This is a genomic window from Streptomyces solicavernae (assembly GCF_029968095.1).
Classification (GTDB): Bacteria; Actinomycetota; Actinomycetes; order Streptomycetales; family Streptomycetaceae; genus Streptomyces; species Streptomyces solicavernae.
Window position 1 is genome coordinate 12,912 of sequence record NZ_JASCIR010000041.1, and the last position, 26,067, is coordinate 38,978.

The window sequence follows — 26,067 nt, forward strand, 5'->3', positions numbered from 1 at the left end:
TGTTCGAGGGGCGGCCGACGATCACGATCTCCGTGCTACTGGCTCAGTCCTGCAGCTCGACCTGCAGCTCGACCTCGACCGGCGCGTCCAGGGGCAGCACCGCGACGCCGACCGCGCTCCGCGCGTGCACGCCCTTGTCGCCGAGGACCTCGCCGAGGAGTTCGCTCGCGCCGTTGAGCACGGCGGGCTGGCCGGTGAAGTCGGTGGCCGAGGCGACGAAGCCGACGACCTTCACGACCCGCTTGATCCGGTCCAGGTCACCGGCGACCGACTTGACCGCCGCGAGGGCGTTCAGCGCGCAGGTGCGGGCCAGTTCCTTGGCGTCCTCGGCGGTGACTTCGCCACCGACCTTGCCGACCTGCGGAAGCTTGCCGTCCACCATGGGCAGCTGCCCGGCCGTGTACACGTACACCCCGGACTGGACCGCCGGCTGGTACGCGGCGATCGGCGGGACGACCTCCGGCAGGGTCAGGCCGAGTTCGGCGAGCTTCGCCTCTACCGCCCCGCTCACAGCTGCTTCTCCCGCTTCAGGTAGGCCACCAGCTGCTCGGGGTTGTTGGGGCCGGGGACGACCTGGACGAGCTCCCAGCCGTCCTCGCCCCAGGTGTCCAGAATCTGCTTCGTCGCGTGCACGAGAAGGGGCACGGTCGCGTATTCCCACTTGGTCATACGGGCGACTGTAATGCCTGCCTCTGACAGCTCCGCGCGGGCGTGCGCCACGTACGCGGCGTAACGGACCTCACTGCCCGAACGCGACCGTGATCGCCCCCGGAGCCGACGCCCCGCGCGGCGAGGAATTAGGCTCGCTCGCGTGAGCAGGCTCCAGGTCGTCAGTGGCAAGGGCGGTACCGGTAAGACCACGGTGGCCGCCGCTCTCGCGCTCGCGCTCGCTACGGAGGGCAAGCGGACGCTTCTCGTCGAGGTCGAGGGCAGGCAGGGCATCGCGCAGCTCTTCGAGGCGGAGGCGCTGCCGTACGAGGAGCGGAAGGTCGCGGTGGCGCCGGGCGGCGGCGAGGTGTTCGCGCTGGCCATCGACGCCGAGCTGGCGCTGCTCGACTACCTTCAGATGTTCTACCGCCTGGGCAGCGCGGGCCGTGCCCTGAAGAAGCTCGGCGCGGTCGACTTCGCGACGACGATCGCCCCGGGCGTACGCGACGTCCTGCTGACGGGCAAGGCCTGCGAGGCCGTCCGCCGCAAGGACAAGAAGGGGCGGTACGTCTACGACTACGTGGTGATGGACGCGCCGCCGACCGGCCGCATCACGCGCTTCCTGAACGTCAACGACGAGGTGGCGGGCCTGGCCAAGATCGGCCCGATACACAACCAGGCACAGGCGGTGATGCGGGTCCTCAAGTCACCCGAGACCGCTGTGCACTTGGTCACCCTCCTGGAGGAGATGCCGGTGCAGGAGACCGTCGACGGCATCGGCGAACTGCGGGACGCGGGCCTTCCGGTGGGCCGGGTCCTGGTGAACATGGTGCGCCCGTCGGTGGTGGACGTTCCGGTGCCGACGGATGTGCGGCGTACGGATCTCGCGAAGGCGCTGTCGAGCGCCGGGCTCGGCGGGGCGCGCAAGGGCGGGCTCGCGGAGCAGCTGGTAGATCCGCTGCTCGCGCAGGCCGCGGAGTACGAGGAGCGGGTCGCCCTGGAGCACGGCCAGCGCGGGCTGCTGACCGAACTGGGGCTGCCCGTGCACGAGTTGGAGCTGCTTACCGAGGGCATCGACCTGGCCGGGCTGTACCGCCTGGCCACGGACTTGCGCAAGCAGGGGGTCGCCTGACGTGGGATCGCATGACCTGGGATCGCATGACGGGATCGCACACTGGGGCTCGTATGACGTGGGATCGACACTGGGGGCTCGTACGACGTGGGATCGCACACTGGGGGCTCGTATGACCTTGGATCGCACACTGGGGGCTCGTATGACCTTGGATCGCACACTGGGGGACGTATGACCTTGGATCGCACACTGGGGGACGTATGACCTTGGATCCGGTACCGGCGCTCAATGTCGATCCGCTGATCGACGACCCCACGACCCGGATCATCGTGTGCTGCGGCGCGGGCGGCGTCGGCAAGACCACGACTGCGGCGGCACTCGGCCTGCGGGCGGCGGAGCGCGGCCGGAAGGTCGTGGTGCTGACCATCGACCCGGCGCGCAGGCTGGCCCAGTCCATGGGCATCGACTCGCTCGACAACATCCCGCGGCGGGTGAAGGACCTCGACGGGGACGGCGCCGGCGAACTGCACGCGATGATGCTGGACATGAAGCGCACGTTCGACGAGATCGTCGAGGCGCACGCCGACCCGGAGCGGGCCGAGGCCATCCTCAACAACCCCTTCTACCAGTCGCTTTCGGCGGGCTTCGCGGGCACGCAGGAGTACATGGCGATGGAGAAGCTGGGCCAGCTGCGGGCCCGGGACGAGTGGGACCTGATCATCGTCGACACGCCGCCGTCGCGTTCGGCCCTGGACTTCCTCGACGCGCCGAAGAACCTGGGCTCGTTCCTGGACGGCAAGTTCATCCGCGTACTGATGGCTCCGGCGAAGGTCGGCGGGCGGGCCGGGATGAAGTTCCTGAACGTCGGCATGTCGGTGATGACGGGCACGCTCGGCAAGCTGCTCGGCGGCCAGTTCCTGAAGGACGTGCAGACGTTCGTGGCCGCGATGGACACGATGTTCGGCGGGTTCCGTACGCGCGCGGACGCCACGTACCAGCTGCTTCAGGCGCCGGGCACGGCGTTTCTCGTGGTGGCGGCGCCGGAGCGGGACGCGCTGCGGGAGGCCGCGTACTTCGTGGAGCGGCTTGCCGCGGAGGAGATGCCGCTGGCGGGCCTTGTCCTCAACCGGGTGCACGGCAGCGGCGCCGCCCGGCTGTCGGCCGAGCGGGCGCTTGCCGCTGCGGAAAATCTTGCCGAGCCTCGCATTGTGGATCAGGACGGCGGGAAGGAAGAACGGGAGCAGGGACAGCTGCCCGACTCTCCCGACTCTCCCGATTCCACGGCTGACGCGGCTGACACGGCTGACACGGCTTCCACGGTCTCCGCTGCCTCTTCTGGCTCCACGGCTTCTTCGGGCTCCACGGCTTCTTCGGGCTCCGGTCGGCCCGACGCGCGCGTCTCCGCCGACAGCTCCGCCGACACCTCCGCCGACACCTCCGGCGCGCAGCAACTCGCCGCCGGGCTGCTGCGGTTGCACGCCGAACGTATGCAACTGCTAGCCCGTGAGCAGCGCACGCGCGATCGTTTCACCGCACTGCACCCGGAAGTCCCGGTGACCGAAGTGGCCGCCCTGCCCGGTGACGTCCATGACCTCGCCGGTCTGCGCGACATCGGCGACCGCCTGGCGTCCGGCGACCGCCCGGCCGGGGCTGCCTGAGCGCAGGGCCGGACCTTCCCCAGGCTCGGCTATCCCACGGCGGCGTAAGTCTCGTAGTGCTCCTGCGCGTGGACCTCGTGCACCTCGTGGACCTCGTGGACCTCGTCGAGTTCGTCGACGTCCACGGGGAGGATGCCCGTACTGCGCTCGTATTCCGTACGCGCGGTCTCCAGGAGCCGGCGCCAGGAGGTCACCGTGGGACGCCTGCGCAGCAGTGCGCGGCGCTCCCGCTCCGTCATTCCGCCCCACACGCCGAATTCGACGCGATTGTCCAGCGCGTCGGCCAGGCACTCCGTGCGCACCGGGCATCCGGTGCACACCGCCTTGGCCCGGTTCTGCGCTGCTCCTTGAACGAACAGTTCATCTGGATCGGTAGTGCGGCAGGCCGCCTGCGCACTCCAGTCGGTTACCCAGCCCATACCGGCGCCGTCCTCTCCCGAATCGAGGCTCCCCCACGGCGGCAGCGGCATATTCACCGCCGCCAGTTGAGGACGTTACGGAAGGCGGGCACAGCGCAACACCCCCTTCGGGCCCAATCTTGAATGGCCCGAACGGACTATGCGTAAGCGGCAGATCACCCGACGGAGTGAGCCAAAGACAAGCGCGACTATCTACGGAAAATCGGGACAGTTCAGTTGCACCACAACGGACGCCGAGTGACACACCGGGCGGATTCGGGCACCGCGAAGGGTCGTTGCCGTGACAGTGACGACCAGCTTAGGCCAAGGCGTTACGCCTGTCCGGCGATTCGGAACGTAGGCCTTTGACTAGGACTTTCGCTCGCGCCTCAGGTGTGCATGCGCCACATGTGAGGCGCGACGTGTGTAGGCGTCACGTGTGTAGGCGTCACGTGTGCAGGCATCACATGTGCTTGCGTCACGCGTGCATGCATCACATGTGCATGCGTCACGCGTGCATGCCTCAGAAGTGCACGCGGTCGTACGGATTAGGCTGCCCTCATGGGAAAAAAGCGCTCGGGCGGAGGCCTGTCCCCGACTCAGCAGGCCGCGAAGTTCCTCGGCGTCAGCGCCCTCGCGGGAGCTGTGCTCGCCGGTATCGCCCTGCCCGCGGCAGGCGCGCTCGGCCTGGCGGCCAAGGGGTCGGTCGAGGAGTTCGACGAGATCCCGGCCAACTTGAAGCGTCCGCCACTCAGTCAGCGCACGACGATCCTGGACAGCGAGGGCGGCACGATCGCCACGGTCTTCTCGCGCGACCGCACCCTCGTGGATCTCAAGGACATCTCGCCGTACATGCAGAAGGCGATCATCGCGATCGAGGACTCGCGGTTCTACGAGCACGGCGCGGTCGACGTGAAGGGCATCCTGCGCGCGCTCAACGAGAACGCCCAGTCGGGCACCGTCTCGCAGGGCGCGTCCACGCTCACGCAGCAGTACGTGAAGAACGTCTTCGTCGAGGAGGCGGGCAACGACCCGACGAAGGTCGCCGAGGCCACCCAGCAGACCCTCGGCCGCAAGATCCGTGAGCTCAAGTACGCGATCCAGGTCGAGCAGGAGCTGGGCAAGAAGCAGATCCTGGAGAACTACCTCAACATCACGTTCTTCGGCCAGCAGGCGTACGGCGTCGAGGCGGCCTCTCAGCGCTACTTCTCCAAGTCGGCCAAGGACTTGGAGCTGGACGAGGCCGCGCTGCTCGCCGGCATCGTCCAGTCCCCGAGCCGGTACGACCCGGTCAACGACTCGGAGGAGGCCAGGAAGCGGCGCAACATCGTACTGAACCGCATGGTCGCCACCCGCGACATCACGCAGGAGGAGGCCGACGCCGCCAAGAAGAAGCCGCTCGGCCTTGAGGTCAGCCGCCCGCGCGAGGGCTGCATCACGGCCACGCGCGGCGCCGGGTTCTTCTGCGACTACGTCCGCAACGCGTTCCTGAACGACCCGGCCTTCGGCGAGACCCGCGAGGACCGGGTGAAGATCTGGGACAAGGGCGGCCTGAAGATCCGTACGACGCTCGACCCGCAGGCCCAGGAATCCGTGCAGACGGCCATAAAGGACAACGTCCGCCAGAGCGACCAGGTGGCCACGGCGGTCACCATCGTCGAGCCGGGCACCGGCAAGATCCTCGGCATGGGCCAGTCCCGCCCGTACGGCTCCGACATCAGCAAGGGCGAGCTGTCCTACAACCTCTCCGTGGACAAGCGGATGGGCGGCGGAGCGGGCTACCAGCCGGGCTCCACGTTCAAGCCGATCGTCGCCGCGGCCGCCCTTGAGCAGGGCAAGTCGCCGACGCAGAAATACGCTTCGCCGTACGAGATGCCGTATCCCAGCCCGGTGGACACCTGCTCCGGGCAGTGGACGAACACGCGGAACGAGAAGCTCACCAACGAGAACGAGAAAGAGGTCGGCCCCTACGGGATGAAGGAGGCGACCGCCAAGTCGGTCAACACCTACTACGTGGAGCTGATCAGCGACATCGGGATCTGCCCGGTGACCTCGATGGCCGAGAAGATGGGCGTCAACCGCGCGGACGGGGAGCAGATGGCGCAGGCCCCGTCGATCGCGCTCGGCACACAGGAGATGTCGCCGCTGACGATGGCGGCCGCGTACGCGACGTTCGCGAGCCGGGGCATCTACTGCACGCCCATCGCGATCGAGTCGGTCATCGACGCCGACGGCAAGTCCATGCCGGTGCCGAAGACCAAGTGCAACCGGGCCATGTCGACGAAGACCGCCGACACCGTGAACACCCTGCTCAAGGGCGTGGTCGAGGACGGCACCGGCAAGCAGGCCGGCCTCGGCAGCCGCCCCAGCGCGGGCAAGACCGGAACCACCGACTTCCGCTACGCCGCCTGGTTCGTGGGCTACACGCCGAACATGGCCGGCGCGGTCTGGGTCGGCGACCCGGAGCACAAGCGGCAGATGACCGACATCACCATCGGCGGCAACTACTACCCCAAGGTCTACGGCGGCGAGGTCCCCGGGCCCATCTGGAAGGCGGCGATGTCGGGCGCCCTGGCCGGCAAGCCCGCGCCGGACTTCAACCTCGTCGACATCCCCAAGGACAAGCCGAAGGACCACGAAAAGGACGAGGCCGACGACGAGGACCAGAAGCCCGGCAAGCCGGAGAAGCCGGGCGGCGGCGGCAACCCGTGGCCGGACTTCACGATCCCGCCGGACGTCCTGGGCGGCAACGGAAACGGCGGAGGCAACGGCGGCGGCAACGGCGGAGGGCGGTGGCCGCAACCGCGGTGAGGACCCGTTCGGCGTCCGTACGTGAGCGCGCAGCGTGAAGGAGGGCGCCCCCTGGGCCAGGGGGCGCCCTCCTTCACGTACCGCCGGGCTTCACGTACCGCCGGGCTTCAACTACCACCAGGCTTCACGTACCACCAGGCTTCACGTACCACCAGGCTCACGTACCGCCGGGCTTCACGTACCACCGGTTTCACGTACCGCCGAGGCGAATCAGCCCGTGAGGAGCTGCTTGACCACCGCGGCGACTCGGCCGCCCTCCGCCTGGCCCGCGACCTTCGGGTTCACGATCTTCATGACCTGGCCCATCGCGCGCGGCCCCTCGGCCCCGGCGGCCTTCGCCTCCTCGACGGCCTGCGCGACGATCTCCTTCAGCTCGTCGTCGCTCAGCTGCTTGGGCAGGTAGACCGCGAGCACCTCGCCCTCGGCCTTCTCCCGCTCGGCCTGCTCGGCACGGCCGCCCTGGGCGAAGGCCTCCGCCGCCTCGCGGCGCTTCTTCGCCTCGCGGGCGATCACCTTCTGCACCTCGTCGTCGGAGAGCTCGCGGGCGGACGTGCCCGAGACCTCCTCCTTCGTGATGGCGGTCAGGGTCAGGCGGAGCGTGGAGGAGCGCAGCTCGTCGCGCTCCCTGATCGCCGCGGTGAGGTCTTCCTGCAGCTTGGACTTGAGCGTGGTCATGGCCCAAGTGTCGCAGGTACGGGACCGGTGACGCCCGCGGATTTCCCGGCGGCAGGCAGCGGTGCGGCACCGATACGGCTGCCGGTGCGGCAGCAGTACGCCAGCAACACGGCAGTGGCACGGCAGCGACACGACAGCGGTACGGCAGCGGTACGGCAGTGGCACGGCAGCGATACGCAGTAGTACGAGAGCGGTACGACTTCCGCAGCGCTTCTGCAACGATGGGCGTATGCGCGCGCGATACGGAGTACCTGTGGGAATCACCGCGGCCACAGCCGCCGGTGTGGTGTACGCGGCCGGGTTCGAGGCCCGCTCCTTCCGGCTCCGACGGGTCACGGTTCCGGTGCTCCCCGACGGGATGCGGCCGCTGCGGGTGCTCCAGGTCTCCGACATCCACATGGTGAGCGGGCAGCGCAAGAAGCAGCGCTGGCTCCAGTCCCTCGCGGGCCTGCGCCCCGACTTCGTCATCAACACCGGCGACAACCTCTCCGACCCGGAGGGCGTCCCCGAGGCCCTGGACGCACTCGGCCCGCTGATGGAGTTCCCCGGCGCGTACGTCTTCGGCTCCAACGACTACTACGGCCCCAAACTCCGCAACCCCGCCCGGTACTTGATCGAGAAGCTGCAGGGCCGACACGGCCTGAACGGCAACGCGCCCGCGGTCGGCGTCGTCCACAACCCGTGGGAGGACCTGCGCGACGCGTTCGACGCGGCGGGCTGGGTCGGCCTCACCAACGCCCGCGGCACGCTCAAGATCGACGGGTACGAGATCGGCCTCACCGGCGTGGACGACCCGCACATCAAGCGCGACCGGTACGCCCGCGTGGCCGGCGGCCCGGAGTCGGGCGCCGACTTCTCCATCGGCGTGGTGCACGCCCCGTACATCCGCTCCCTCGACGCGTTCACGGCCGACGGCTACCCGCTGGTCCTCGCCGGGCACACCCACGGCGGCCAGCTGCGCATCCCGTTCTACGGCGCCCTCGTCACCAACTGCGACCTGGACACGGACCGCGCCAAGGGCCTCTCCCGGCACACCGCCGGCGACCACGACTCGTACCTCCACGTCTCCGCAGGCTGCGGCACAAACCGCTACACCCCGGTCCGCTTCGCCTGCCCCCCGGAGGCGACGCTGCTGACGCTTACGGGGCGGGGTGGGGGTCGGGAGGCCTGACGGCGGGAGGCCGGGCGGCGACCCCGCCCCCGGGGCCGCCGAAACCGGATTTCGTCTACGGGCGACGGTCCGCTAAAGTAATCGATGTCGCCGCGACGGTTCACCACAGCAGCGACATCGGGGTGTAGCGCAGCTTGGCAGCGCGCTTCGTTCGGGACGAAGAGGTCGTGGGTTCAAATCCCGCCACCCCGACAGAGAAGTACCAGGTCAAGGGCCTGATCCGGAATCCGGATCAGGCCCTTCCTGCGTCTCTGGTGATCGTTTGGGAGAAATCTGGGAGACGATCTTGGTCGGGGTCGTCGAAGTGATCCAGCCATGGGGCGCGGATCGCCTCTCCCACTCGCTTCGCCGTTGTGCGCGTTCGTAAAGTCGGTGCTGCGCGAGCCGAAGTCCCCTGCAGGACAGGGACGTAGCGCGAGACGGCTGATATGCCGGTTGTCAGCTCAGACGGCGCCGGGAAGCGTGGTGCCTCCTGCGGCCGATGAGGCGCGGGGAGTCCACGGAGGGGGAACCGTGACACCAACAGCGACACGATTGCGCCCACGGCACCGCACGCGCCTGGCTGCCCTGGCCCTGCTTCTCTTAGCGAGCCTGCTCGGAGCACTCGCGGGGCCGGGTGCCGCGCATGCCAACCCCGGCGATCCGAATCCCAATCCGATCGACTGGCGGGTCTACGACTCCTTCACCGGCACATTGGGCAACGACATTCCGCTGCGGTACGGCCAGAGCGACCATCCCGATCGGGACGGCTTCGGGCTGCGCCACATCCAAGAGCACGGGGTCGTACCCGATCACGAGGAGATCCAGGAGACGGTCGGCGCGGCCAGCTACTGCGTGCCCGCTCCCGACGACCGGGTGGTCTGCACGAACACCGAGCTCAGCCTGATCGTGGTTTACGCGACGCACAACGACGCACGGTCCGGTGACGGTCGGCCGTTCGGCATCATCACCGCGTACTACTTCCTGCCGTGTCTGCAGGCGGAGGACTGTCCATCGCCCGAGCCGCCGGCAAAGGTGGACACCGCCCTCACCTACACCGGCCCTGACAGCGTGGAGAACGGGTCCTCGGCGACGCTCTCGGCGAAGCTCACCAACGAGTTCGGTACGCCGGTCAAGGGGCGTGACGTCAGGATCGCCCTCGGGACGGGCGACGCAGAGCAGACGTGCACCGGCACCAGCTCGGAGCAGGGAACGGCTACGTGCACCATCGAGACGGTCTCGCAGCCGACGACCAGTTCCGGCAAGATCCCGGTCACCGCGACGTTCGCGGGCGACTCCGACTACAAGCCGTCGACCGCATCCGCCGAGCTCGGCATCAAGACGCCCACCAAGCTCACGTACACCGGCGTGAAGCACATCGCCAACGGCACGTCGGCTCGGCTCGCCGCCGACCTCACGGATTTCCGGGGCGATCCCGTGAGCGGCCGGAACGTGGAGTTCTCTCTGGGTACGGGTGAGAGTGAGCAGACCTGCTCCGGTACGACGTCGCAGACCGGTGAGGCGACGTGCACGATCTCGAAGGCCGACCAGCCTCTGAACGACTCAGCCACCGTGCCCGTCAGGGCCGCCTTCGCCGGCGACTCCTTGTACCTCGGCTCCGACACCTCGGCCGAGCTGAAGCTGCGGTATGCGACGGGCCGGGCGTACGGGTTGTCGGCCCAAGCCGAGCTGGGCAGTCTGCCGCTGCTCGACGTCGAGCCGCAGCCGGACACCGGTCGCATCCGTACGGCAGACGCCACGACCACTTCGACGCCCTGCGCCGCCACCTACAGCTCGCTCCTCATCAACGTGGAGAAGCTCTGTCCCGAGGTCACGACCACGCTCGCACCGGGCAAGGCGACCGCGACCTCCACCGTGGCCAACGCGAAGGTGGGGCTGCCGGGACTGCCGGTCATCGAGGTGTCCGGGCTGACGGCAACGTCAACCGCTCAGTGCGACAAGGCCGCCGGCAGCACCAGCCTCACCTTGAAGATCGCCGGGCAACCAGTCACGGTGTCCACAGAGCCCAACAGCGAACTGGCACTGGATGGAGGTGCGCGCCTCATCGTGAACGAGCAGAAGCCCGTCGAAGGGGCCGACAGCAGCGGCCTGGCCGTCAACGGACTCCGTATCGAACTCGCGGGCGGAGCAGGTGAGGTGGTCCTGGCCGCCACGAACAGCGCCATGCACAACTGCGGTGACTGACGCCCGCGAGCCCCACGGCCCGCCGCAGGAGTACGTCGAGGAATTCCTGCGGCGGGCCGAGCCTGCTCTCGACGACCTGTTCGCCCGCCGGGGAGGGCAGTTGGAGAACCTGGCCGCTGTCCGTGCCGTGGGCGAGGACGGCTTGCTGACGATCCACGCCATCACCGTGGTCACTTTCCGAGGCGGCCGCTTCTCGTACCGGCGCAGAATCTGGCCGCCCAGCCACCCACCCGCCACTCAGGCAGGGATCTACGCGACGATGCTGGAGGAGCGGCTGCTCACCCGGGCCCACCCAGCGGACGGGACAGGCGGAGAGACGCCGATCGAGCTGTGAGGCAGGTGGATGTGAAGGAGCCCCTGGTACAGAGGTGCGCTCAGGCGTAGCGGGCAGAGACCGGCGACGGATCGCCGGCGTCGCCTGTGGACGCGCGTGTGTGCCCCTACCCGCACAGGTGCGTGATCTGCGAACTCAGCGTGCTTGTCAGTGCTGAGCCATATCGTCGTTTCCCAGGATTTGATCGGGCCGAGACGATGGGGGACAGACACCGACATGCGAGCCGAGGAATCACACTTCGCCGACCTGGTGCAGGGACGAGCCCAGCAGTTCCAAGTCCCGCTCTACCAGCGGACATACTCCTGGACAGAGAAGCAGCTGGCGCAGCTGTGGAAAGACATCCTGGAACAGGCCGAGCTGGTGGACGCGGATGCGACGGTGAGCACGCACTTCCTCGGCTCTGTGGTGCTGGCCCCCTCGCCTCAGAATGAGGCGACGTTCCCGCGATGGCTCGTCGTCGACGGTCAGCAGCGGCTGACCACCCTCTCCCTCGCGCTCACTGCTATCCGTGATCACCTCGCCGAAGCAGAGCCTGACGAGGCGGAGCGCATCGACGAGGAATACCTCATCAACAAGCGCAAGAAGGACGTCGATCGCTTCCGCCTGCTGCCCACCCAGGCGGACCGCCCGCAGTACGCCGCGCACGTGAACAGAGCGCGGCTGGAGCATACGGCGGGAGACAGGATCGCCGCGGCCTACAGCTTCTTCCAGCGAGAGCTGCTGGAACTCGTGGAGACGGACGGCACTGCAGCTCCCAAGGACGTGCTGCGGATCGAGCAGGCGATCACGTCCAGGCTCACGCTGGTCACTGTGACCGCGGAGCGAGGCGACAACGTGCACCGCATATTCGAATCGCTCAACAACACCGGCCTGAAGCTAAGCCAGGCCGACCTGCTGCGCAACTACTTGTTCATGCGCCTGCCGACCCGCGGCGAGCAGGTGTACGAGACCCACTGGCTGCCGCTGCAGAACAGCCTGAGCAACGACGAGCTCGAACAACTGATGTGGCTGCAGCTGGTCCTCGACGGAGACGACCGGGTCCGTCGCCAGGACCTGTACACCGCTCAGCAGCAACTCTTCGAGCGCCGAGCTGCAGACGGGACTCAGACAGAGGCGACCATCGAGGCGTACATCAAGGAATTGCACCGCCGCAGCGCCCTCTTCCGGAAGGTGATCCGCCCCGAAGAGGAGAAGGATCCTCTGATCCGCGGGTACCTGAAGCGGTTGCACGACTGGCAGGCCGTCGTGACCTATCCAGCGCTGATGCTGATACTCGACCGCCGCGAGCGGGGAGAAGTCGACTCCGCCGAGGCTGCCGAGGCCATTTCGTACATCGAGAGCTTTCTGGTGCGACGCACGATCTGCCGCGTGCCGACCAACAACCTCAACAGGATTTTCCAGTCCGTTCCCGCGCAGCTTCCGCAGGATGTGGGCGTGGCCGCCGGACTGCACCAACTCCTCTCTGCCGAGAACCGCTTCTGGCCGGACGACCAGGAACTGTGCGAGAAGATTCGTACCGCGCCCTTCTATCAGTACGGGCGGCCGAACCAGCGAAGGCTGGTGCTCCAGCGGATGGAGGAGAGCTACGACCACCCCGAACCGGTCGACTTCGCAGCGGCACAGCTGACGATCGAGCATGTGATGCCGCAGTCGCCCGGCGACGAGTGGATGCGCATGCTGGAGGAGGACGCCACACAGGGAGAAGCGGCAGAAGATCTGCACGCCCGGCTGCAGCACACCCTCGGGAACCTGACGCTGACCGGTGTGAACTCGGAGCTGTCGAACCATCCCTTCGAGCGCAAGCAGGGGCTGCTCGAAGGCAGCCACCTGGAGATGAACCGGCGTATCGCCGCCACGGACCGCTGGGGTGCCAAGGAGATCCTGGCTCGGGCCGACGACCTCGCCGACCGGGCGATCCGTATGTGGCCGGCACCGCTGCGCGGTGTCGGACGCGCCGAGCGCAGCCGGGACTGGCGCCTGGCCCATCAGGTACTCGCCGCGTTGCCGTACGGCACCTGGACGTCCTACGGCGATCTGGCCGCGTTCATCGGCTCAGGGGCCCAAGCGGTGGGCTCCCACCTCGCCAACAGCGATGGCGTGGTCAACGCCTACCGAGTGCTGAACGCCGACGGCAAGATCGCAGACGGCTTCCGGTGGAAAGGGCAGGACGGCGGGGACGTGCGCGCCCGGTTGGGTGCTGACGGCATCCACTTCACGACCACAGGCGCGGCGGATCCGGCGCAGCGCCTCACCGTTGATGATCTGGCCCTGCTCCTCGAGAGTGCCGACGATCAGGGAACGGAGATCACTTCAGCCTCGAATCCTGCAGGGCATGCAGACGAGACCCGGGCGGCACGTTTCCTGCGCCAACTCACGGCGGACGACGCTCCAGCGACGGTTTCCTCCGTCCGCGAGCTGCTCGCTCACTGGGAGAGCCTCGGGGGATGGATCGGATACGGCGCCGGCGAGGTCACCACGAGCGCGTTCCTCATGCTGGGCCAGGCTGGTACCCCAGGTCAGGGCATCTGGCCGCTGACGCTCTACCCCGGGAGCGGGCGTGGCGGCACAGCGGAGATCGTGTTCGCCCACATGGCGAACCGTGAGCCGTTTACAGACCGGGCTTTGCGCGCCGAATTGCTGGAACGGATGAACGGGATGGAGGGCGTCTCGATCCCGGAGGGTAAGCTGGAGCTGCGACCCAGCCTCCGCCTCTCCGTCCTGGACGACGACCTCAACAGGGAAAGCCTGTTCAAGACCCTGGCTTGGTTCCGGGACTGCTGGGCGCGAAGGGGCTGAGCTTCGCACCCAACTGCGTGGGCATGCCGAGCTGTTGGACCTGTTTGGGTTGTGGCCGGAGCCATGGTGAACGATCAGGCGATGCGGTTCTCCCTGTGACGTCAGGCGGGTAAGGCGGAGTCCCCGGCTCGAGTGCAGTCAGGGGGGCCGCTGTGTTCCTGTGCCTTAGAACTCCTAACGAAATGATCTTCGAGATGGTTGGATCACTCCCGAACCGACGATCCGGGGGTGCGAGGTGGCGCGGCCGAAGCCGTGGGAAGTCGACGACGAGCTGTGGGCGGTGATCGAGCCGCTGCTGCCCAAGGTGGAGCGCCGGAGCCGGCACCCCGGGCGCAAGCGGCATCCGGACCGGCTGGTGTTCCAGGGCATCCTGTTCGTGCTGCACACCGGGATCTCCTGGGAACACCTGCCGCAGGAACTCGGCTTCGGCTCGGGCATGACCTGCTGGCGCCGCCTGGCCGAGTGGACCGAGGCCGGAGTCTGGCCCCGACTGCACGAGGTCCTCCTCGCCAAGCTCCGCAGCGCGAACGCCCTGGACTTCTCCCGGGCGGCCGTCGACGGCTCCCACATCCGCGCGTTAAAGGGGGCCCCAAGACCGGACGAAGCCCCGTCGACCGGGGCAGGACGGGCAGCAAGCACCACCTGATCACCGACGCCACCGGTATCCCGCTCGCCGCCACCCTGACCGGCGGCAACCGCAATGACGTCACCCAGCTGATCCCACTGCTCCAGGCCGTGCCGCCAGTGCGGGGCAAGCGCGGCCGGCCCCGGCGCCGCCCGGACGTGGTCCTCGCGGACCGCGGCTACGACCACGACAAGTACCGCCGCCTGGTCCGGGACCTCGGCGTGAACCCACTGATCGCCCGCCGCGGCACCGAACACGGCTCCGGTCTGGGCACCCAACGCTGGGTCGTGGAACGCGCGTTCGCCCATCTGCACTGGTTCCGCCGCCTGCGGATCCGCTGGGAAATACGAGACGACATCCACGAAGCCTTCCTCACCCTGGGATGCGCACTCATCTGCTGGCGACGCCTGAAGTCATTCCGATAGGAGTTCTTAGCCACGGGCTCGGAGTAGCCGGTCGAGTACCGCTACCGGAGACGTGGGACACATGGTGCGGCGGGCGTGGAGGGATGCCTCCCACTGTTCGGTGAGCCCGCGCATCAGGCGTTGCCGCATGCCCGGTGTGACGTGGGCGTAGCGGGCGGAGACCGAGCCGTCGATGTGGCCCATGCGTTCGTCCATGAGGACCTTCTCGGTGCCGAGGTCCTCCATCACGGTGCGGTGGGTGTGGCGCAGGCCGTGCGGGGTCAGGCCCTTGGCGATCGGCAGCCAGCAGGAGTCGGCTCGACCTTGGGAGTTGCGGCCTCGGATCGGGATGCCGGGTTGGGGTTCGCCCAGGACGGGCACTGGGCGGGGCTCTTGCGGGGCCTTCTTCGGGTACCAGCCGGATACGGCGGGCTGGAACAGCCAGGTGGCGAAGCCGTTGCGGCGCCAGTGGGCGGCTGGCTCCGCGACCACGCCGTTGCGTTTGAACCCCAGCTCGGTGATGGCGAGTTCGACGCGTGTGCGGGTGTCGTCACGTACGCGGTCGGGGTGGTTGAGGACGTTGGAGACCGTGCCGGTTGAAACGCCGGCGCGGCGGGCGACATCGGCCAGCTTGGCGCCCTGGTGGCCGCCGCTGCGGGCAGCGCCCTGGCCTCGGAACACGTACGTCCGGCCGTGACAGGCGCATGGGGTCGGCTTCGTGCGGGCGATGTGGTCCAGGACGAGGGACGACAGCCAGTCGCACGAGTCGATGGTGCGGTAGCTGTCGTCCTTGGGCGGGCAGCGCACCATCTTCCCGGTGTCCAGCTCGTACAGCTGCCACTCGACTCGTACGGCTTCGGGGCGCACGAACTCCGTTTCCAGGCCGACGATTTCGCCCCAGCGCATGCCGGTGTAGCCCTTGAGGACGGTCGCGACGAACTCGTCGTCGCGACCGGAGAGGAGGGCTGTCCGCTCGGCGATGAGCAGGATGCCGAGCGGATCGGTGATGACCTTCTCGGGGCCGCGGTCACGGGAACGGCCGGCTCGCTTGCCGCGACCGCGCCGCCTGACGGCCGGGTTGGAGGTGATGAGGCCCTCGTCGATGGCGTCCTCGAAGATGAGGTGGAGCGTGGATCGCCAGGTCTTCACGCTGGAGGCCGCGTACAGGGCCCGCTCCTTCTTCTCCCAGCGGTCGACGTCCGCTCGCAGGATGCCCGCGAGCGCCCTGTCTTCGAAGTCGGGGAGCAGGTGCTCCTCGATGTGGCGCTTGTAGTTCTGCATGGTCGAGGCGGCCAGGTCCTGGGCCTCGTACCAGCGGCTCGCGTACTCGCCGAAGGTCTCCTGGCCAAGGCCCGGGTCACGCCAGGTGCCGCGTCGGACACTGACCTCCTCGGCGTCTGCGGCCTGCTTCGCCTCGCGCTTGGTGGCGAACTTGACCACCGCACCGGTCGGGTCGGTGACCGTGCCGTATTTGCCGTTCTCGATCTTGTACCGGCCGCGCCAGTAGTTGACGCGCTTCTCCGCGTACCCCAAGCCCCGTGTCCTCCCCTTCGTCCTGCATGCCCTGCCGGGCCGTCTCGCTTGTCGCTGCTGCGCTAAGCCGCCGTGTCGAAGTCGGCTCGGCGGGTGCGGCGTGGAGGCCGGGCGCGCAGGCGGGGTCCGGTCGTCGCGGCCGGCTCGGATGGGGTGGGGTTCTGAGGCGAAGTCCTGGGTGCCACGAAGGGTTGCGTGCTGGGCTTCGCGGCCGCCATCGGCGCGGGGCGCTCCTCGTTGAGGCGGATGATCTCGGTGAGGTGGGCGCTGGTGAAGCGGTAGGCGCGACCGACCCGAGTGTGCGGGATCAGGCGGCGGCGTGCTCGGTCCTTGACCCACCAGGCGGAGCAGCCGAGGACGGTGGCGACTTCGTCGGGGTTGTAGAGGCGAGGAAATGCCGAGTCGGTGTTCCGACGGGTGGGCGGTATGGACTCCGGGCGCAAGGGGACTCCCATCTGCGATTTCAAAGCGCTTTCGAGGTAGCCCCTGTTGTAGCTCTGGAAGGCCGGTTTTGGTAACCGGCGATCTGCTGCTATGTTGCGCCGCTTTCTTGTCAGGTCTCGTACCCGCCGCGAGAAAAGCGGAGGAACATAGCACGGATTGGCGGTTGCCCAAAGAACCGGCAGTGCTGCGACCATCACTCGACAGACATGCCTGGTCGCAGACGTACGAGAGGACTGGTGGACGGGTGCGGAACCTTCGCTGCCGATGCATCGCGCGATGCCCGATTCGACCTGCTCGTTTCCGGGGGCTTTTTGGTCAACCGCGAATCCGGGTCTACAGTTTTTGCCCCGCCGCAGGAAACGTTCGCGGTCAGCTGTTTGCATTCTCCGGGCGAATGCTGGACTTGCGCGGGCGTGTGTGGCTCTGTTGGCCAGGCACCGAAACGCCAATTCCCCGAGGAGCCGCCACGCCATGAGTCATGACGCCCGTACCTGGGTGTGGGACCACAGCCGCAGCAAGGGCACCGCCCGCATGGTCCTCGCACTGATCGCCGACCGGTGCGTCGACCGCCAGTGCATCGCGTACGCCTCCGTGCCCGCCCTCATGAAGCGCGCGAACGCATCCCGTACCGCCGTGCGCGACGCCCTCGACAAGCTGGTCGAGGGTGGGGAGTTGAGGCGCCTTGTCGGCCGAAAAGGGCCTCGCGGAGAGACGTACTACCAACTCCCGGACGCCGCCCGGTTCCTCGCCGAGCGGGCAGTGGGCGGAGGCCGGATCCCGTACCCCTCAGGGTCGGAATCCGACCCGGTCGAGCCCGTCAGAAGGGGTGCGGAATACGGCCCCGGGGAGCGGATTTCGACCCCTGGGGATAGCGGATTCCGACACCTCGGGGGTGCGGATTCCGATCCCCAGAACAGTAGTGAACCGAAGGTGAACGGTAAGAGCAGCAGCACAGCAGCCGACCACCTTCTCGCTGCTGCCGACTGGCAGGTCGACGCGGCCGGCGAACGCTGGCTGCAGGAGAGCGGGCACCTCGCCAGGCTGGGCGAGGACGGATTGCGCGAGGCCGACGCCAAGTGGCGCTCCTACCGGGCGACATCGGCCCCGCGTACCGCCGATGCCTGGGCTGCCGACTGGCGCAGCTGGATCGGCCGCGAGCACACACCGGCTCCCGAACGCCCCGATCTCCGCGTCCTGCCGGGGACGGGTGACCTGGTGTCGGGCACTTCCATGAGCCGCGCCGAGGCACACCAGGCCGCCCTCCTCGCCGCCCTCGAAGAACCCCACGGAAGGGAGTAACCGCCCTGGAACGCCGCGAAATCGCCGCCGTCCTCGCCTACATCGGCCGCCTCGACCCACGTGCCGTCCGCACCGATCCCGTCGAGGTCCGAGACCAACTCGCCCAGTGGCACGAGCTCCTGAACGACGTACCGCTCACCACGCCCGACGGCTGGGACGTCCGCGAGGCCGTACGGGACCACGTCCTCGACTCCCCGTACCCGATCCTGCCGGTCGACGTCGCCCGCAAGTGGCGCGCCTACCGACGTGATCGCCTCGGTCGGCACACCGATCCGGCGCCCGCCGCCGATCCGGACGACGTGGCCGTCTGGTGCGCCGAACTCCTCGCCACCCGGCAGGCGGTGGCTACCGGCACGGCCGCCCCTTCCACGCACCGGGAGATCACCAGCGGCGGGCCACACCCGGAAGTCGCAGCTCGGCTCGCCGCGATCGGGTCCTGCATCCCGCCCGCCGTCCGCAGCCAGCTCGCGCCCTACCGGCCCGCGCGGGCAGCCCGCGAAGCCGACGTCTCTGCGGGACAGCCTGATGCGCTCAGCGTCCCCTGCCAGTGGTGCCACGCCCGCAGAGGCGAACCCTGCCGCACCCGAGGCACGGCTCCGCGTGCCGTGCCGCACCCCACGCGCGTGGAACTCGCCGACGCCCAGCGCGCCGCGTAGCCCTGACTATCCCCCCTCACCGCTCCGCCCTCGGGCAACGGCGCGAAGCCCCATGCCCGACGGGCCCTCCGGAGACCTTGCATGCCCCAACCTGAAATTCCCTCTGCCCCCAAACGGGGCACTCCCGCGCTCCGACTCTCCGCGCTCGCCGCCGCCCTCTGCACCGCCTACAGCGCCGACACCAGCTGGCGCTTCGCCGCCGACCACCTCGGCATGTACGGCACCGCCGAGCGCATCGCCATGTTCGCGGCCGGCGAGCTCGCCCTGCTCGCCACAGCCCTCCTCGCCCGCCAGAACCTCCACAGCGACAAACGGTCCCCCGGTCTGCCCGGCGTCCTGGTCTGGGTGATCACCGCTGTGCTGATCATCCCCGCATACGCCGAGTCCGGGCTGGTCGGCGGAACCGTGCGGGCCTTCCTCGGCCCCGTCATGGCCGCCGTCCTCTGGCACCTCGCCATGGGCATCGAGCTGCGCCATCGAACCGCCAATGCCGCCTCTAGCAGCGTCGCCTCACGGGTCGGCCGGGAACTGCGCGAGCGCTTCCTGTCCCGCCTCGGCATCGCCGACCGCAGCCGTAACGCCCAGGAGATCACCCGCGACCGCGCCACCATCAAGGCCGCGGTCCTGGCCTCCCGCATCGGCTCGAAACCAAAATCGTACCGCGCAACCCGACTTGGTCGACGCGCCTTGCGTCGCCTCTCCGACGCGCTGGACCGAGCCGAGGTCGCCATAGATGCGCAGCAGCACGAACGCTTCCTCGCCCGGTACTCCGCCCGCCGGAACATCGCAGCACTCTTCGACGCCAACGTGACCTTCAGCTGGGAGACAGCCGACTATCAGCCCGTACGGCGGTCGAATTCCGGTAAGTCGCCTGCCGGTAAGCCTTCCGGAACGGGGCCACGCACGCACGACCACTCGCCCCCTTCCGGAGAGTCCGTACCGGAAGCCCCTGCCCCCAAGCCTCGCCAGAAGACGGCCGTGCCAGAAGCGAAGCGAGAACCACGCAATCCATCCGAGGAACCGGAACCACCCCGCCCCGTTCCGGAACCCGACGAGCCGGAAGCCCCACCCCGCCGCGCGGGCCGCCCGTCCAACACCTCCGACGACGACCTGATCGCCATCGCCCGCGATCTGGAATCCCGTACCGGATCCGTCTCCCACACAGCCATGCGCGCCGAGCTCAACCGCCTCAACCGCAAGGCCGCCAACCAACGGATCGCAGCCGCACTCGAAGCCCTGCACGCCGAGCGGAATGGCGGCACACCGGAAGCTCCCCGCGGCACCTAGCAAGAGCCGACGGGCAGCGGGCGTACCGGAATTACATCCGGTACGCCCCTCCGCTCTCCCCGCCCACCCCGGCACCTCTACAAGAGACCCCCGCACGCCCGCACCAAACGGAGAACTCAGTGCACGACCCGCAGCTCGAACTCCCCATAGACCAACCTGTGATGGCCACTGGCCTCAGCAGCGGAGCAAGCAATGGCGTTGGACCGTCCATAGGCCGGTCCAACGCGGACACCTCCGCCCCGGGGGTGGCGGAGGAGGGGCTCCGGCACGAGGGCGTGCCGGAGCAGGAGCGGGTGGGTGCAGGCAAGCAGCCGCCGATCCCCACCGGTGGGGCCAAGCAGCGCACGCCGCATCGCCGTGCGAACCTCGACGCGCAGCGCTCCGAGCACGTCACCGTGCGCTTCGCTCCGTACGAGAAGCACGACGTCCAAGCTGCTGCGGATGCCGAGCAGGTGACGATGGCCCGCTACATCTCGGACGCCACGATGGCCCGCGTCCGCGGTGAGATCACCGTCGCGGCCGAGCGCACGGTGTACGACGATGCGATCGACGAGCTCGCCGCGATGCGGGTGCAGATCGCCCGGATCGGCAACAACGTTAACCAGATCGCCCGCCGCCTCAACACCGACGGTGATCCACACCGTGTGGACGCGTCCATCCTCCAGCGCGCCGAGCGGCTGCTCGCCACCGCCCACGACACGGTCCGGGCGGTCGACGACGCTGCATTCCGGGCGGCCGAGCAGAAGGCGGAGCGGGCTGAGTGATCGCGAACATCGTCAAGCCGGGCAACGACACCTACGGCGTGGTGAAGTACCTCTTCGGCAAAGGCCGTGCCAACGAGCACACCGACCAGCACATCGTCGCCTCCTGGGACGACTTCATCCTCGACCCCGGCCCGTACACCAGCCCCGGCCACAATCAGCGGCTCGGCCAGCTCATCAAGGCACTCGATCTACGGGTGGAGCAGGCCGGTGACAAGGCACCCTCGGGGCACGTGTGGCACTGCTCGGTCCGCGCAGCGCCCGAGGATCGCATCCTCACCGACGCCGAGTGGGCGACGATCGCCCGGCGCATGGTCCACGCGACCGGCATCGCACCGAAGGACGATCCGGACGGCTGCCGGTGGGTCGCCGTGCGGCACGCGGACGGCCACATCCACATCGTCGCCACCAAAGTACGCGGCGATCTGCGCCCCGCGCGGAACTGGAACGACTACCACCGCGCCATGACCGAACTGGCCAATATTGAGAAGGACTTCGGACTTACGGAGGTTCCGCGCAGCCCCGAAGCCGCCGACGGCACCGCAGCGGCGAAGCGCCCCACCCGCGCCGAGCAGGAGAAGGCCAAACGCCTGGGCCACGACAAGACGGCACGTGAACGGCTGCGGCACACCGTGCGCGCCGCGCTCTCCCACGCCCAGGACCTGGACGAGTTCTTCAACCTGCTCGCCGACGCCGGCCTGCAGGTCGAAACCCGCACCCTGCCCTCTGGCGACCTCGGCGGCTACAAAGTCGCCCTGCCCGACGACGGCACACCCATCTGGTACTCCGGCTCCAGCCTCGCCACCGACCTGTCCCTCCCCCAGATCCAGAAGCGCCTGGCCGCGGCCGAAACACCCGCCACCCCTGCCACCGCACCGGCGGCCGGGCACCGCCGCCCGAGCCCATGGCATCAGGCCACCGCGGCTGCGGAACGCATCCCGCACCACCTCGATCACGCCGACGACCCCACCAGCCAGGCTCACCTGACTGTCTTCGGTGAGGTTCTCTACGCTCTGCCCGCCTACGCCCCTGTACACCTCAAGGCCGAGCTGCACAGGGCCGCGCTCGCCTTCGAACATGCCGCCCACACCCGCGCCCGCGCCGACCACCAGCACGCCCGCGCACTACGCGGCGCACTGAAGGCCATGCGGTACCAGCCCGCGGACGGCACCGGTCTGGCCATGCTGCTGGACGCCGCGATCCTCGTGGTCCTCGCCGCCCAGCGCCGCAGCGCCCTGCGCCACCACGACCGGCAGGTCGCCGCAGCCCGCCAAACCCTCACCCACCTCCAAGCCGCCTACGACCAGATCGCCCCCACCAGCCTCGCCCAACTCGGCAGGCATCGCCCCTCCGACGGAGCTGTCCACCGCTACGCCCGCACCCTGGTCGAGGTTCTGCCCTCGCACGCGGAGCAGATCCTCGGAGAGAACGCATGGCCCGCGCTCACTGCCACCCTCGCCGCCGCGGAAGCCTCCGGCCACGAGCCCGCTGCGGTCCTCCAACAAGCAGCCCGGCAACGCTCCTTGGATGACGCCAAGTCCGCATCCGAAGTCCTCGTCTGGCGCATCCAACGCCTCGGCGAGCGGCACGCCCCCAGCTCCCGTGCACGGGCCGCACAGACCCGCAGCCCGCACGCCAAGCCCACTCCACAGACCGCCACAGGGACACCCGCCGCGCACGTGCCGACGACGTCACTCCGAACTGGACGGTCCCGGTGAACGCGCATCACCGCGCACAGGCGCTGGCCGCCGTGTGCGGCAGCGGATCGTAAGCGCACATCCTCGGTTACCGAAACCGGGGATTCTCCGGATCCTTTGTGTTCCCAACCGCCCCCTGGAAGGAGGACCCGCATTCCCCGCAGCGAACCCCGCCCCGACGCCGTCGCCCTGCTGGGCAGCACTGTCACATACCTGTCCGAAACCAACTCCTGGTCTCGCCGCAAGGACCGACCCCTCACCCAGGAGGAGCGAGACGCGCTCGCTCACGCCACCCAGGACGAGCGCACGGAAGCTGGCGAGCAGCTCATTCGCTACTGGAAGTACCGGCGCGAACAGATCGAGGCTTTGGAAGCCCTGCACGACTACCTCAGTCCGTTCCTGGAGCAGCTCGTCCAGAAGAACCTCACCAACGTCATCCGTGACTTGACGCAGGACGAGCGGGACAAGGTCGCAGACCTGGCTGGCGCCATAGACGACCCCGTCCGCCCGTTCACCCCCTACGCCTTCTGACGAAGAACGACACCACCTACTGACATGAGGAAGAGGGCCGGTAGCCAGGAAAGTCCTGGCTACCGGCCCTCTTCGTGCGGCTGGATCATCGCGTGCGTTGAGCCTTACCGACGGCTTCGGCGAGGTGAGCGTCAACAAGGCCAGGACTGCCGGAGAGGATCACCAAGAGGTTGCCGGTGCGGACTGCCGTTTGCTTGACGATCCTGCGCTGCCCGCGGGCGGAGAAGGTCATCAACTGGCTCCACCGCTCGTCAGCGAGGTCCGGCACGGACGCCCTCTCGGTGCCCACGTCGATGACACTGCTGCCCGACGCCACCTGGAACGAGCGGCAGGAGAGCATCGCATCGAAGACCTTCCCGATGCCCTGGGACAGTTTTGCCGGGCTGTCGCTGTAGAGCTCCTCGCCCAGCTCGGAGCTGCTGCTGCCGGTGTACGTGAAGGACACCTTCGCCTTCCGGGGGAAGGCGAGGCCGGAGCCGGTGGCCGCGCCGCTGCCGAGCTTCTCCAGCGCCGGGCAACCGATGACAGTGACGTCGTTGCGGCGCAGGGCCTCGGGCTTGCGGGTGTAGCCCTCGTCCAGCTCGCTCTCGGTCAGCAGCCGCTGGTGCAGATCGGACGAGGACAGCGGCGCGGGTGGCGAGGAGGCCCGACCACCCCGCTGCGCGGGCGCGGAGGATGCAGGCGACGCACCGGCGGGCTCAGCGCTGTGGGAGCAGCCAGTCAAGGCGAAAGCGGCGACGCCAACGCTCGAGGCGAGGGCAGTCATGGTGGAACGGCGCATACGGGAAACCCCTTGTGGTGATGCGAGACGGACGGTCTGACCAGGTCGGCCCTCCAAGTGCCGACGAACGCAGGGATGACGGGAAGGGGCTTCGGCCTGTCAGTGGCCGAGGTGGCGCAGGCCGTCTTCGAGGGTGGGGTGGAAGCGGTCGACCGGACCGGAGTTGCGGTTGTACCAGGCCGCATCCAGCCGGGACTCCTTCACCTCGTGGCCGGCTGGGCAGCGCAGCCACACCGAGTCATCGCGCATGTTGAAGACGATCCAGTTCCGGTACGCACCGCAGTGGCACGCATGGACCTCTCCATCGATGACGAGCGGTAGGTCCCAGCGCATCATGAAGCCCTCGACGTCCTGGCGGCACGGCGCCCGAAACTCCGGAGGCAAGAAATCGGCCGCCACCGTGGAATCCGGCACGGCAGCCACGACCGGCGCAGCGGTGGCCGGCGCCGCGTCCGGAACGGCGGATTCGGGCAGTGGCCACTCGGCGTGCAACGCCAGCAATGCCTGGCCGGCACGCTGGACTTCACGGAACTCCCGGTCCGCGCGGGAACGACGACGTCGGGACATTCGGAACATGCGCTCTCCGTCTCTCGTCGGCGAAGCCGACGGTCTCCTTCATCTGACAAGTACGTGGCAGCGCCCAACAGGCTGTCTGGGAGGGCGAGTTATCAGTCGCAGCGGACGATGCTGAGCCGGTCCTCGGTACGGGCAGGCAACGTGCGGCGCATCACCGGAGCCGGCGAAGCGACCGAGGAAGCAAACACGGCGGCCAGGTCGTGCGGGACGCTGCTGCTGAAGCTCGCACACCACAGATACGGATCACCGAACCCCAGATCCGCCCACGCCTGCCAGCCCACCTGGCCGGGGCGCGGATCGCCGTCCTGGACAAGCGGGGGCAGCGGCTCCAGGGAAACGCTGGCCGAGAAGCCGGGGTCGAAGGCCGTCGTATGGGGGCGGTCCGCGTCACGAAACCAACCGCGCGTACCCAGCTCATCGAGCACCACCTCGGGCCCGTCGAAGCCCACACTCGGCGCGCTGCGTGCGTCAAGCGCGAGAAGGAAGTCCGCCAACGGCTCATGCGGCACCCCCACCGTGAAGTAGGCGTTCCACTCCACCATCACGGAGCCGGTATCCGGCCGGGCACTCACCTGCCAGGCCACAGGCAGTCCGCCCAGCTCGAACGGATAAGAAGCAAGCAGCCACTCGGCGCCGCACAGCCCATCCGGGCTGACGTACAGCAGGGTGCCGCGCGCGGTCGGCCACACCCGCCAGCCAATACCGGCCAGCGCGTCGCCGACCCGTTCGGCAAGAGCGCCGTCATCGCCGGCCAGATGGCGCGGGGTAACCCGGTACACCGAGTCTTCCGGGTAAGAATGGAAGGATTCACTAGGGTTGTTCGAGGACAGGGGCGCCTCCGAGGTCCAAGGGGTTTCCTGTAAGGCGTTGTACGTTGACATGCCTGCGGCGACGCTTCCAGTCCTTCCAGGCTCTTTCTCGTCTGCCGAAGGCGAACTTGCCCTTGATGTCCTTCGACAGCAAAGTCAGTCGATGCCGCGCCGACTGACCTGCGGCGACTAAGTTCAATGGCAAAGCCGTCGTGAGGGTGGAACGGGCTTCTAGGCCGCGCAACGGCCGTCCCTGACATGGCTGTCAAGACGCCACCACGGCGACACGTCTGCGGCCTGGTCGCGGCCAACGTGCCGTCAGATAACGTGTGTGCCATCAGACTTGGTCCATGGACCTTGACCGTGTGGATGTCGCTCTCTTGGTATCCCTTGGCGGTGGTGTAGGCGCACTATGCAACATGGGCATTGCAGCCCTGACTTATATGCGGGTGAAGCCCAACGTTCGCGTCATCGTTGAAGACCACCGGATGAGCCCAGTAGCACCTGAGCCACGGCAAGAGCGTAAGTACCGTATCCGTATTCGGCTGAAGAACCGTGGCGTAGTCGCCATCGGGGTCGAGCGTATCGACGTCATCCCTATCCACGGTCTGTGGTGGCGATGGTGGGACCGGAAGAAGAGGCGAGAGAGCGGCCAATGGTTCCCAGATCCCAAGGTGATCGGGCCCCTCAGTGGCTTGAAGCATTACGCGAACATCCGGCCCAGTGCACTGCGACACGAGGGGCAGAACCCCCGGTACGTGTACGTCAAGGCGTGGCTCACCAGCGGTTCGAAGGTGCGAAGCGCTCCGGTCAAGGATCTGTCCGGCCTGGTGGTGGACATCGGGCCGGATGTCCCCGAACCAGAGCCGGAGCCGTCCGTTCGTAGGTGGCGTCGGTGTCTCAGACTCCGTGGCCGC

The 26,067-nt window shown here is 68.3% G+C and carries 24 protein-coding genes and 1 tRNA gene; 16 read left to right on the forward strand and 9 right to left on the reverse strand.

From position 1 onward, the window contains the following. Positions 1-43 precede the first annotated feature (43 nt). Together QIS99_RS28945 and QIS99_RS28950 are read right to left on the reverse strand one after the other, a co-directional pair. A complete protein-coding gene (locus QIS99_RS28945) occupies positions 44-511 on the reverse strand; it encodes a RidA family protein (protein WP_282516668.1) in 468 nt (155 codons plus the stop codon). Then, positions 508-669, reverse strand: coding sequence for a DUF4177 domain-containing protein (locus QIS99_RS28950; protein WP_242720387.1), 162 nt, complete (start codon positions 667-669; stop codon positions 508-510). Before QIS99_RS28950 ends, QIS99_RS28945 begins: the two co-directional genes overlap by 4 nt. 142 nt (positions 670-811) lie before the next feature. Between QIS99_RS28950 and QIS99_RS28955 the strand changes: the two genes are divergently transcribed. After that, a complete protein-coding gene (locus QIS99_RS28955) occupies positions 812-1,780 on the forward strand; it encodes an ArsA-related P-loop ATPase (RefSeq protein ID WP_282516669.1) in 969 nt (322 codons plus the stop codon). A gap of 200 nt (positions 1,781-1,980) precedes the next feature. Beyond that, complete coding sequence (locus tag QIS99_RS28960) at positions 1,981-3,378, forward strand: ArsA family ATPase (protein WP_282516670.1); 1,398 nt, start codon at positions 1,981-1,983, stop codon at positions 3,376-3,378. A gap of 29 nt (positions 3,379-3,407) precedes the next feature. On the opposite strand, the gene QIS99_RS28965 is transcribed toward QIS99_RS28960, so the two are convergent. Continuing rightward, complete coding sequence (locus tag QIS99_RS28965; protein WP_282516671.1) at positions 3,408-3,797, reverse strand: WhiB family transcriptional regulator; 390 nt, start codon at positions 3,795-3,797, stop codon at positions 3,408-3,410. 540 nt (positions 3,798-4,337) lie between these two features. Here QIS99_RS28965 and QIS99_RS28970 point away from each other — a divergent pair. Next, positions 4,338-6,587, forward strand: coding sequence for a transglycosylase domain-containing protein (locus QIS99_RS28970; RefSeq protein WP_282516672.1), 2,250 nt, complete (start codon positions 4,338-4,340; stop codon positions 6,585-6,587). Between the two features lie 210 nt (positions 6,588-6,797). Here the strand turns inward: QIS99_RS28970 and QIS99_RS28975 are convergent, their stop codons facing one another. Beyond that, a complete protein-coding gene (locus QIS99_RS28975) occupies positions 6,798-7,262 on the reverse strand; it encodes a GatB/YqeY domain-containing protein (protein ID WP_282516673.1) in 465 nt (154 codons plus the stop codon). 229 nt (positions 7,263-7,491) lie between these two features. Here QIS99_RS28975 and QIS99_RS28980 point away from each other — a divergent pair, with 229 nt between their 5' ends. The 6 genes from QIS99_RS28980 (at position 7,492) to QIS99_RS29005 (ending at position 14,797) form a co-directional block, all read left to right on the forward strand. After that, positions 7,492-8,433, forward strand: a complete 942-nt coding sequence (locus QIS99_RS28980; RefSeq protein ID WP_282516674.1) for a metallophosphoesterase — start codon at positions 7,492-7,494, stop codon at positions 8,431-8,433. Between the two features lie 118 nt (positions 8,434-8,551). Beyond that, a tRNA-Pro gene (locus QIS99_RS28985) sits at positions 8,552-8,625 on the forward strand. Positions 8,626-8,967: 342 nt separating this feature from the next. Continuing rightward, entirely contained in the window at positions 8,968-10,617 is a 1,650-nt protein-coding gene (locus tag QIS99_RS28990; RefSeq protein ID WP_282516675.1) for a choice-of-anchor P family protein, read from the forward strand. Next, positions 10,610-10,951: a hypothetical protein gene (locus QIS99_RS28995; protein ID WP_282516676.1), complete on the forward strand. Its 342-nt coding sequence runs from the start codon at positions 10,610-10,612 to the stop codon at positions 10,949-10,951. Before QIS99_RS28990 ends, QIS99_RS28995 begins: the two co-directional genes overlap by 8 nt. Before the next feature lie 216 nt (positions 10,952-11,167). Continuing rightward, on the forward strand, positions 11,168-13,747 hold the full coding sequence (locus QIS99_RS29000; protein ID WP_282516677.1) for a GmrSD restriction endonuclease domain-containing protein: 2,580 nt from the start codon (positions 11,168-11,170) through the stop codon (positions 13,745-13,747). 235 nt (positions 13,748-13,982) lie between these two features. Further along, a protein-coding gene (locus QIS99_RS29005) for an IS5 family transposase (RefSeq protein WP_408909659.1) occupies positions 13,983-14,797 on the forward strand; the annotation gives its coding sequence in 2 pieces (ribosomal slippage) (positions 13,983-14,325 and positions 14,325-14,797; 816 coding nt in all). A gap of 6 nt (positions 14,798-14,803) precedes the next feature. On the opposite strand, the gene QIS99_RS29010 is transcribed toward QIS99_RS29005, so the two are convergent. Further along, entirely contained in the window at positions 14,804-16,309 is a 1,506-nt protein-coding gene (locus tag QIS99_RS29010) for a LacI family DNA-binding transcriptional regulator (RefSeq protein WP_282516680.1), read from the reverse strand. A gap of 62 nt (positions 16,310-16,371) precedes the next feature. Beyond that, positions 16,372-16,764: a helix-turn-helix domain-containing protein gene (locus QIS99_RS29015; protein WP_282516681.1), complete on the reverse strand. Its 393-nt coding sequence runs from the start codon at positions 16,762-16,764 to the stop codon at positions 16,372-16,374. Between the two features lie 460 nt (positions 16,765-17,224). On the opposite strand from QIS99_RS29015, the gene QIS99_RS29020 reads away from it, so the two are divergent. The 6 genes from QIS99_RS29020 (at position 17,225) to QIS99_RS29045 (ending at position 22,984) form a co-directional block, all read left to right on the forward strand. Then, entirely contained in the window at positions 17,225-18,052 is an 828-nt protein-coding gene (locus QIS99_RS29020) for a helix-turn-helix domain-containing protein (RefSeq protein WP_282516682.1), read from the forward strand. A 5-nt stretch (positions 18,053-18,057) separates the two neighbouring features. Next, entirely contained in the window at positions 18,058-18,708 is a 651-nt protein-coding gene (locus QIS99_RS29025; protein ID WP_282516690.1) for a zinc finger domain-containing protein, read from the forward strand. An 81-nt stretch (positions 18,709-18,789) separates the two neighbouring features. Next, positions 18,790-19,995 (forward strand): hypothetical protein, encoded by a 1,206-nt coding sequence (locus QIS99_RS29030; protein WP_282516683.1) that lies wholly within the window; start codon positions 18,790-18,792, stop codon positions 19,993-19,995. Positions 19,996-20,156: 161 nt separating this feature from the next. Further along, positions 20,157-20,759, forward strand: coding sequence for a MobC family plasmid mobilization relaxosome protein (locus QIS99_RS29035; protein ID WP_282516684.1), 603 nt, complete (start codon positions 20,157-20,159; stop codon positions 20,757-20,759). After that, positions 20,756-22,474 (forward strand): relaxase/mobilization nuclease domain-containing protein, encoded by a 1,719-nt coding sequence (locus tag QIS99_RS29040; protein WP_282516685.1) that lies wholly within the window; start codon positions 20,756-20,758, stop codon positions 22,472-22,474. The genes QIS99_RS29035 and QIS99_RS29040 overlap by 4 nt, the downstream gene beginning before the upstream one ends. 96 nt (positions 22,475-22,570) lie before the next feature. Further along, the gene (locus QIS99_RS29045) at positions 22,571-22,984 is read left to right on the forward strand and encodes a hypothetical protein (RefSeq protein ID WP_282516686.1); all 414 of its coding nucleotides are present in this window, start codon (positions 22,571-22,573) and stop codon (positions 22,982-22,984) included. An 85-nt stretch (positions 22,985-23,069) separates the two neighbouring features. Here QIS99_RS29045 and QIS99_RS29050 read toward each other — a convergent pair whose 3' ends face one another. The 3 genes from QIS99_RS29050 to QIS99_RS29060 form a co-directional block, all read right to left on the reverse strand. Continuing rightward, positions 23,070-23,765 (reverse strand): hypothetical protein, encoded by a 696-nt coding sequence (locus tag QIS99_RS29050; protein ID WP_282516687.1) that lies wholly within the window; start codon positions 23,763-23,765, stop codon positions 23,070-23,072. A 99-nt stretch (positions 23,766-23,864) separates the two neighbouring features. After that, positions 23,865-24,341, reverse strand: a complete 477-nt coding sequence (locus QIS99_RS29055) for a hypothetical protein (RefSeq protein WP_282516688.1) — start codon at positions 24,339-24,341, stop codon at positions 23,865-23,867. 92 nt (positions 24,342-24,433) lie between these two features. Then, positions 24,434-25,222, reverse strand: a complete 789-nt coding sequence (locus QIS99_RS29060; RefSeq protein WP_349017335.1) for a DUF317 domain-containing protein — start codon at positions 25,220-25,222, stop codon at positions 24,434-24,436. Positions 25,223-25,500: 278 nt separating this feature from the next. On the opposite strand from QIS99_RS29060, the gene QIS99_RS29065 reads away from it, so the two are divergent. Further along, positions 25,501-26,067: hypothetical protein (locus QIS99_RS29065; RefSeq protein WP_282516689.1), on the forward strand; the 567-nt coding region annotated here is incomplete at its 3' end.

What these genes read in the sequence shown, in the direction of transcription:
- QIS99_RS28950 (WP_242720387.1), bottom strand. Translation starts at nt 669, where the DNA reads ATGACCAAGTGGGAATACGCGACCGTGCCCCTTCTCGTGCACGCGACG.
- QIS99_RS28960 (WP_282516670.1), top strand. Translation starts at nt 1,981, where the DNA reads ATGACCTTGGATCCGGTACCGGCGCTCAATGTCGATCCGCTGATCGAC.
- QIS99_RS28965 (WP_282516671.1), bottom strand. Translation starts at nt 3,797, where the DNA reads ATGGGCTGGGTAACCGACTGGAGTGCGCAGGCGGCCTGCCGCACTACC.
- QIS99_RS28970 (WP_282516672.1), top strand. Translation starts at nt 4,338, where the DNA reads ATGGGAAAAAAGCGCTCGGGCGGAGGCCTGTCCCCGACTCAGCAGGCC.
- QIS99_RS28975 (WP_282516673.1), bottom strand. Translation starts at nt 7,262, where the DNA reads ATGACCACGCTCAAGTCCAAGCTGCAGGAAGACCTCACCGCGGCGATC.
- QIS99_RS28980 (WP_282516674.1), top strand. Translation starts at nt 7,492, where the DNA reads ATGCGCGCGCGATACGGAGTACCTGTGGGAATCACCGCGGCCACAGCC.
- QIS99_RS29000 (WP_282516677.1), top strand. Translation starts at nt 11,168, where the DNA reads ATGCGAGCCGAGGAATCACACTTCGCCGACCTGGTGCAGGGACGAGCC.
- QIS99_RS29015 (WP_282516681.1), bottom strand. Translation starts at nt 16,764, where the DNA reads ATGGGAGTCCCCTTGCGCCCGGAGTCCATACCGCCCACCCGTCGGAAC.
- QIS99_RS29020 (WP_282516682.1), top strand. Translation starts at nt 17,225, where the DNA reads ATGAGTCATGACGCCCGTACCTGGGTGTGGGACCACAGCCGCAGCAAG.
- QIS99_RS29030 (WP_282516683.1), top strand. Translation starts at nt 18,790, where the DNA reads ATGCCCCAACCTGAAATTCCCTCTGCCCCCAAACGGGGCACTCCCGCG.
- QIS99_RS29035 (WP_282516684.1), top strand. Translation starts at nt 20,157, where the DNA reads ATGGCCACTGGCCTCAGCAGCGGAGCAAGCAATGGCGTTGGACCGTCC.
- QIS99_RS29050 (WP_282516687.1), bottom strand. Translation starts at nt 23,765, where the DNA reads ATGCGCCGTTCCACCATGACTGCCCTCGCCTCGAGCGTTGGCGTCGCC.
- QIS99_RS29055 (WP_282516688.1), bottom strand. Translation starts at nt 24,341, where the DNA reads ATGTTCCGAATGTCCCGACGTCGTCGTTCCCGCGCGGACCGGGAGTTC.
- QIS99_RS29060 (WP_349017335.1), bottom strand. Translation starts at nt 25,222, where the DNA reads ATGTCAACGTACAACGCCTTACAGGAAACCCCTTGGACCTCGGAGGCG.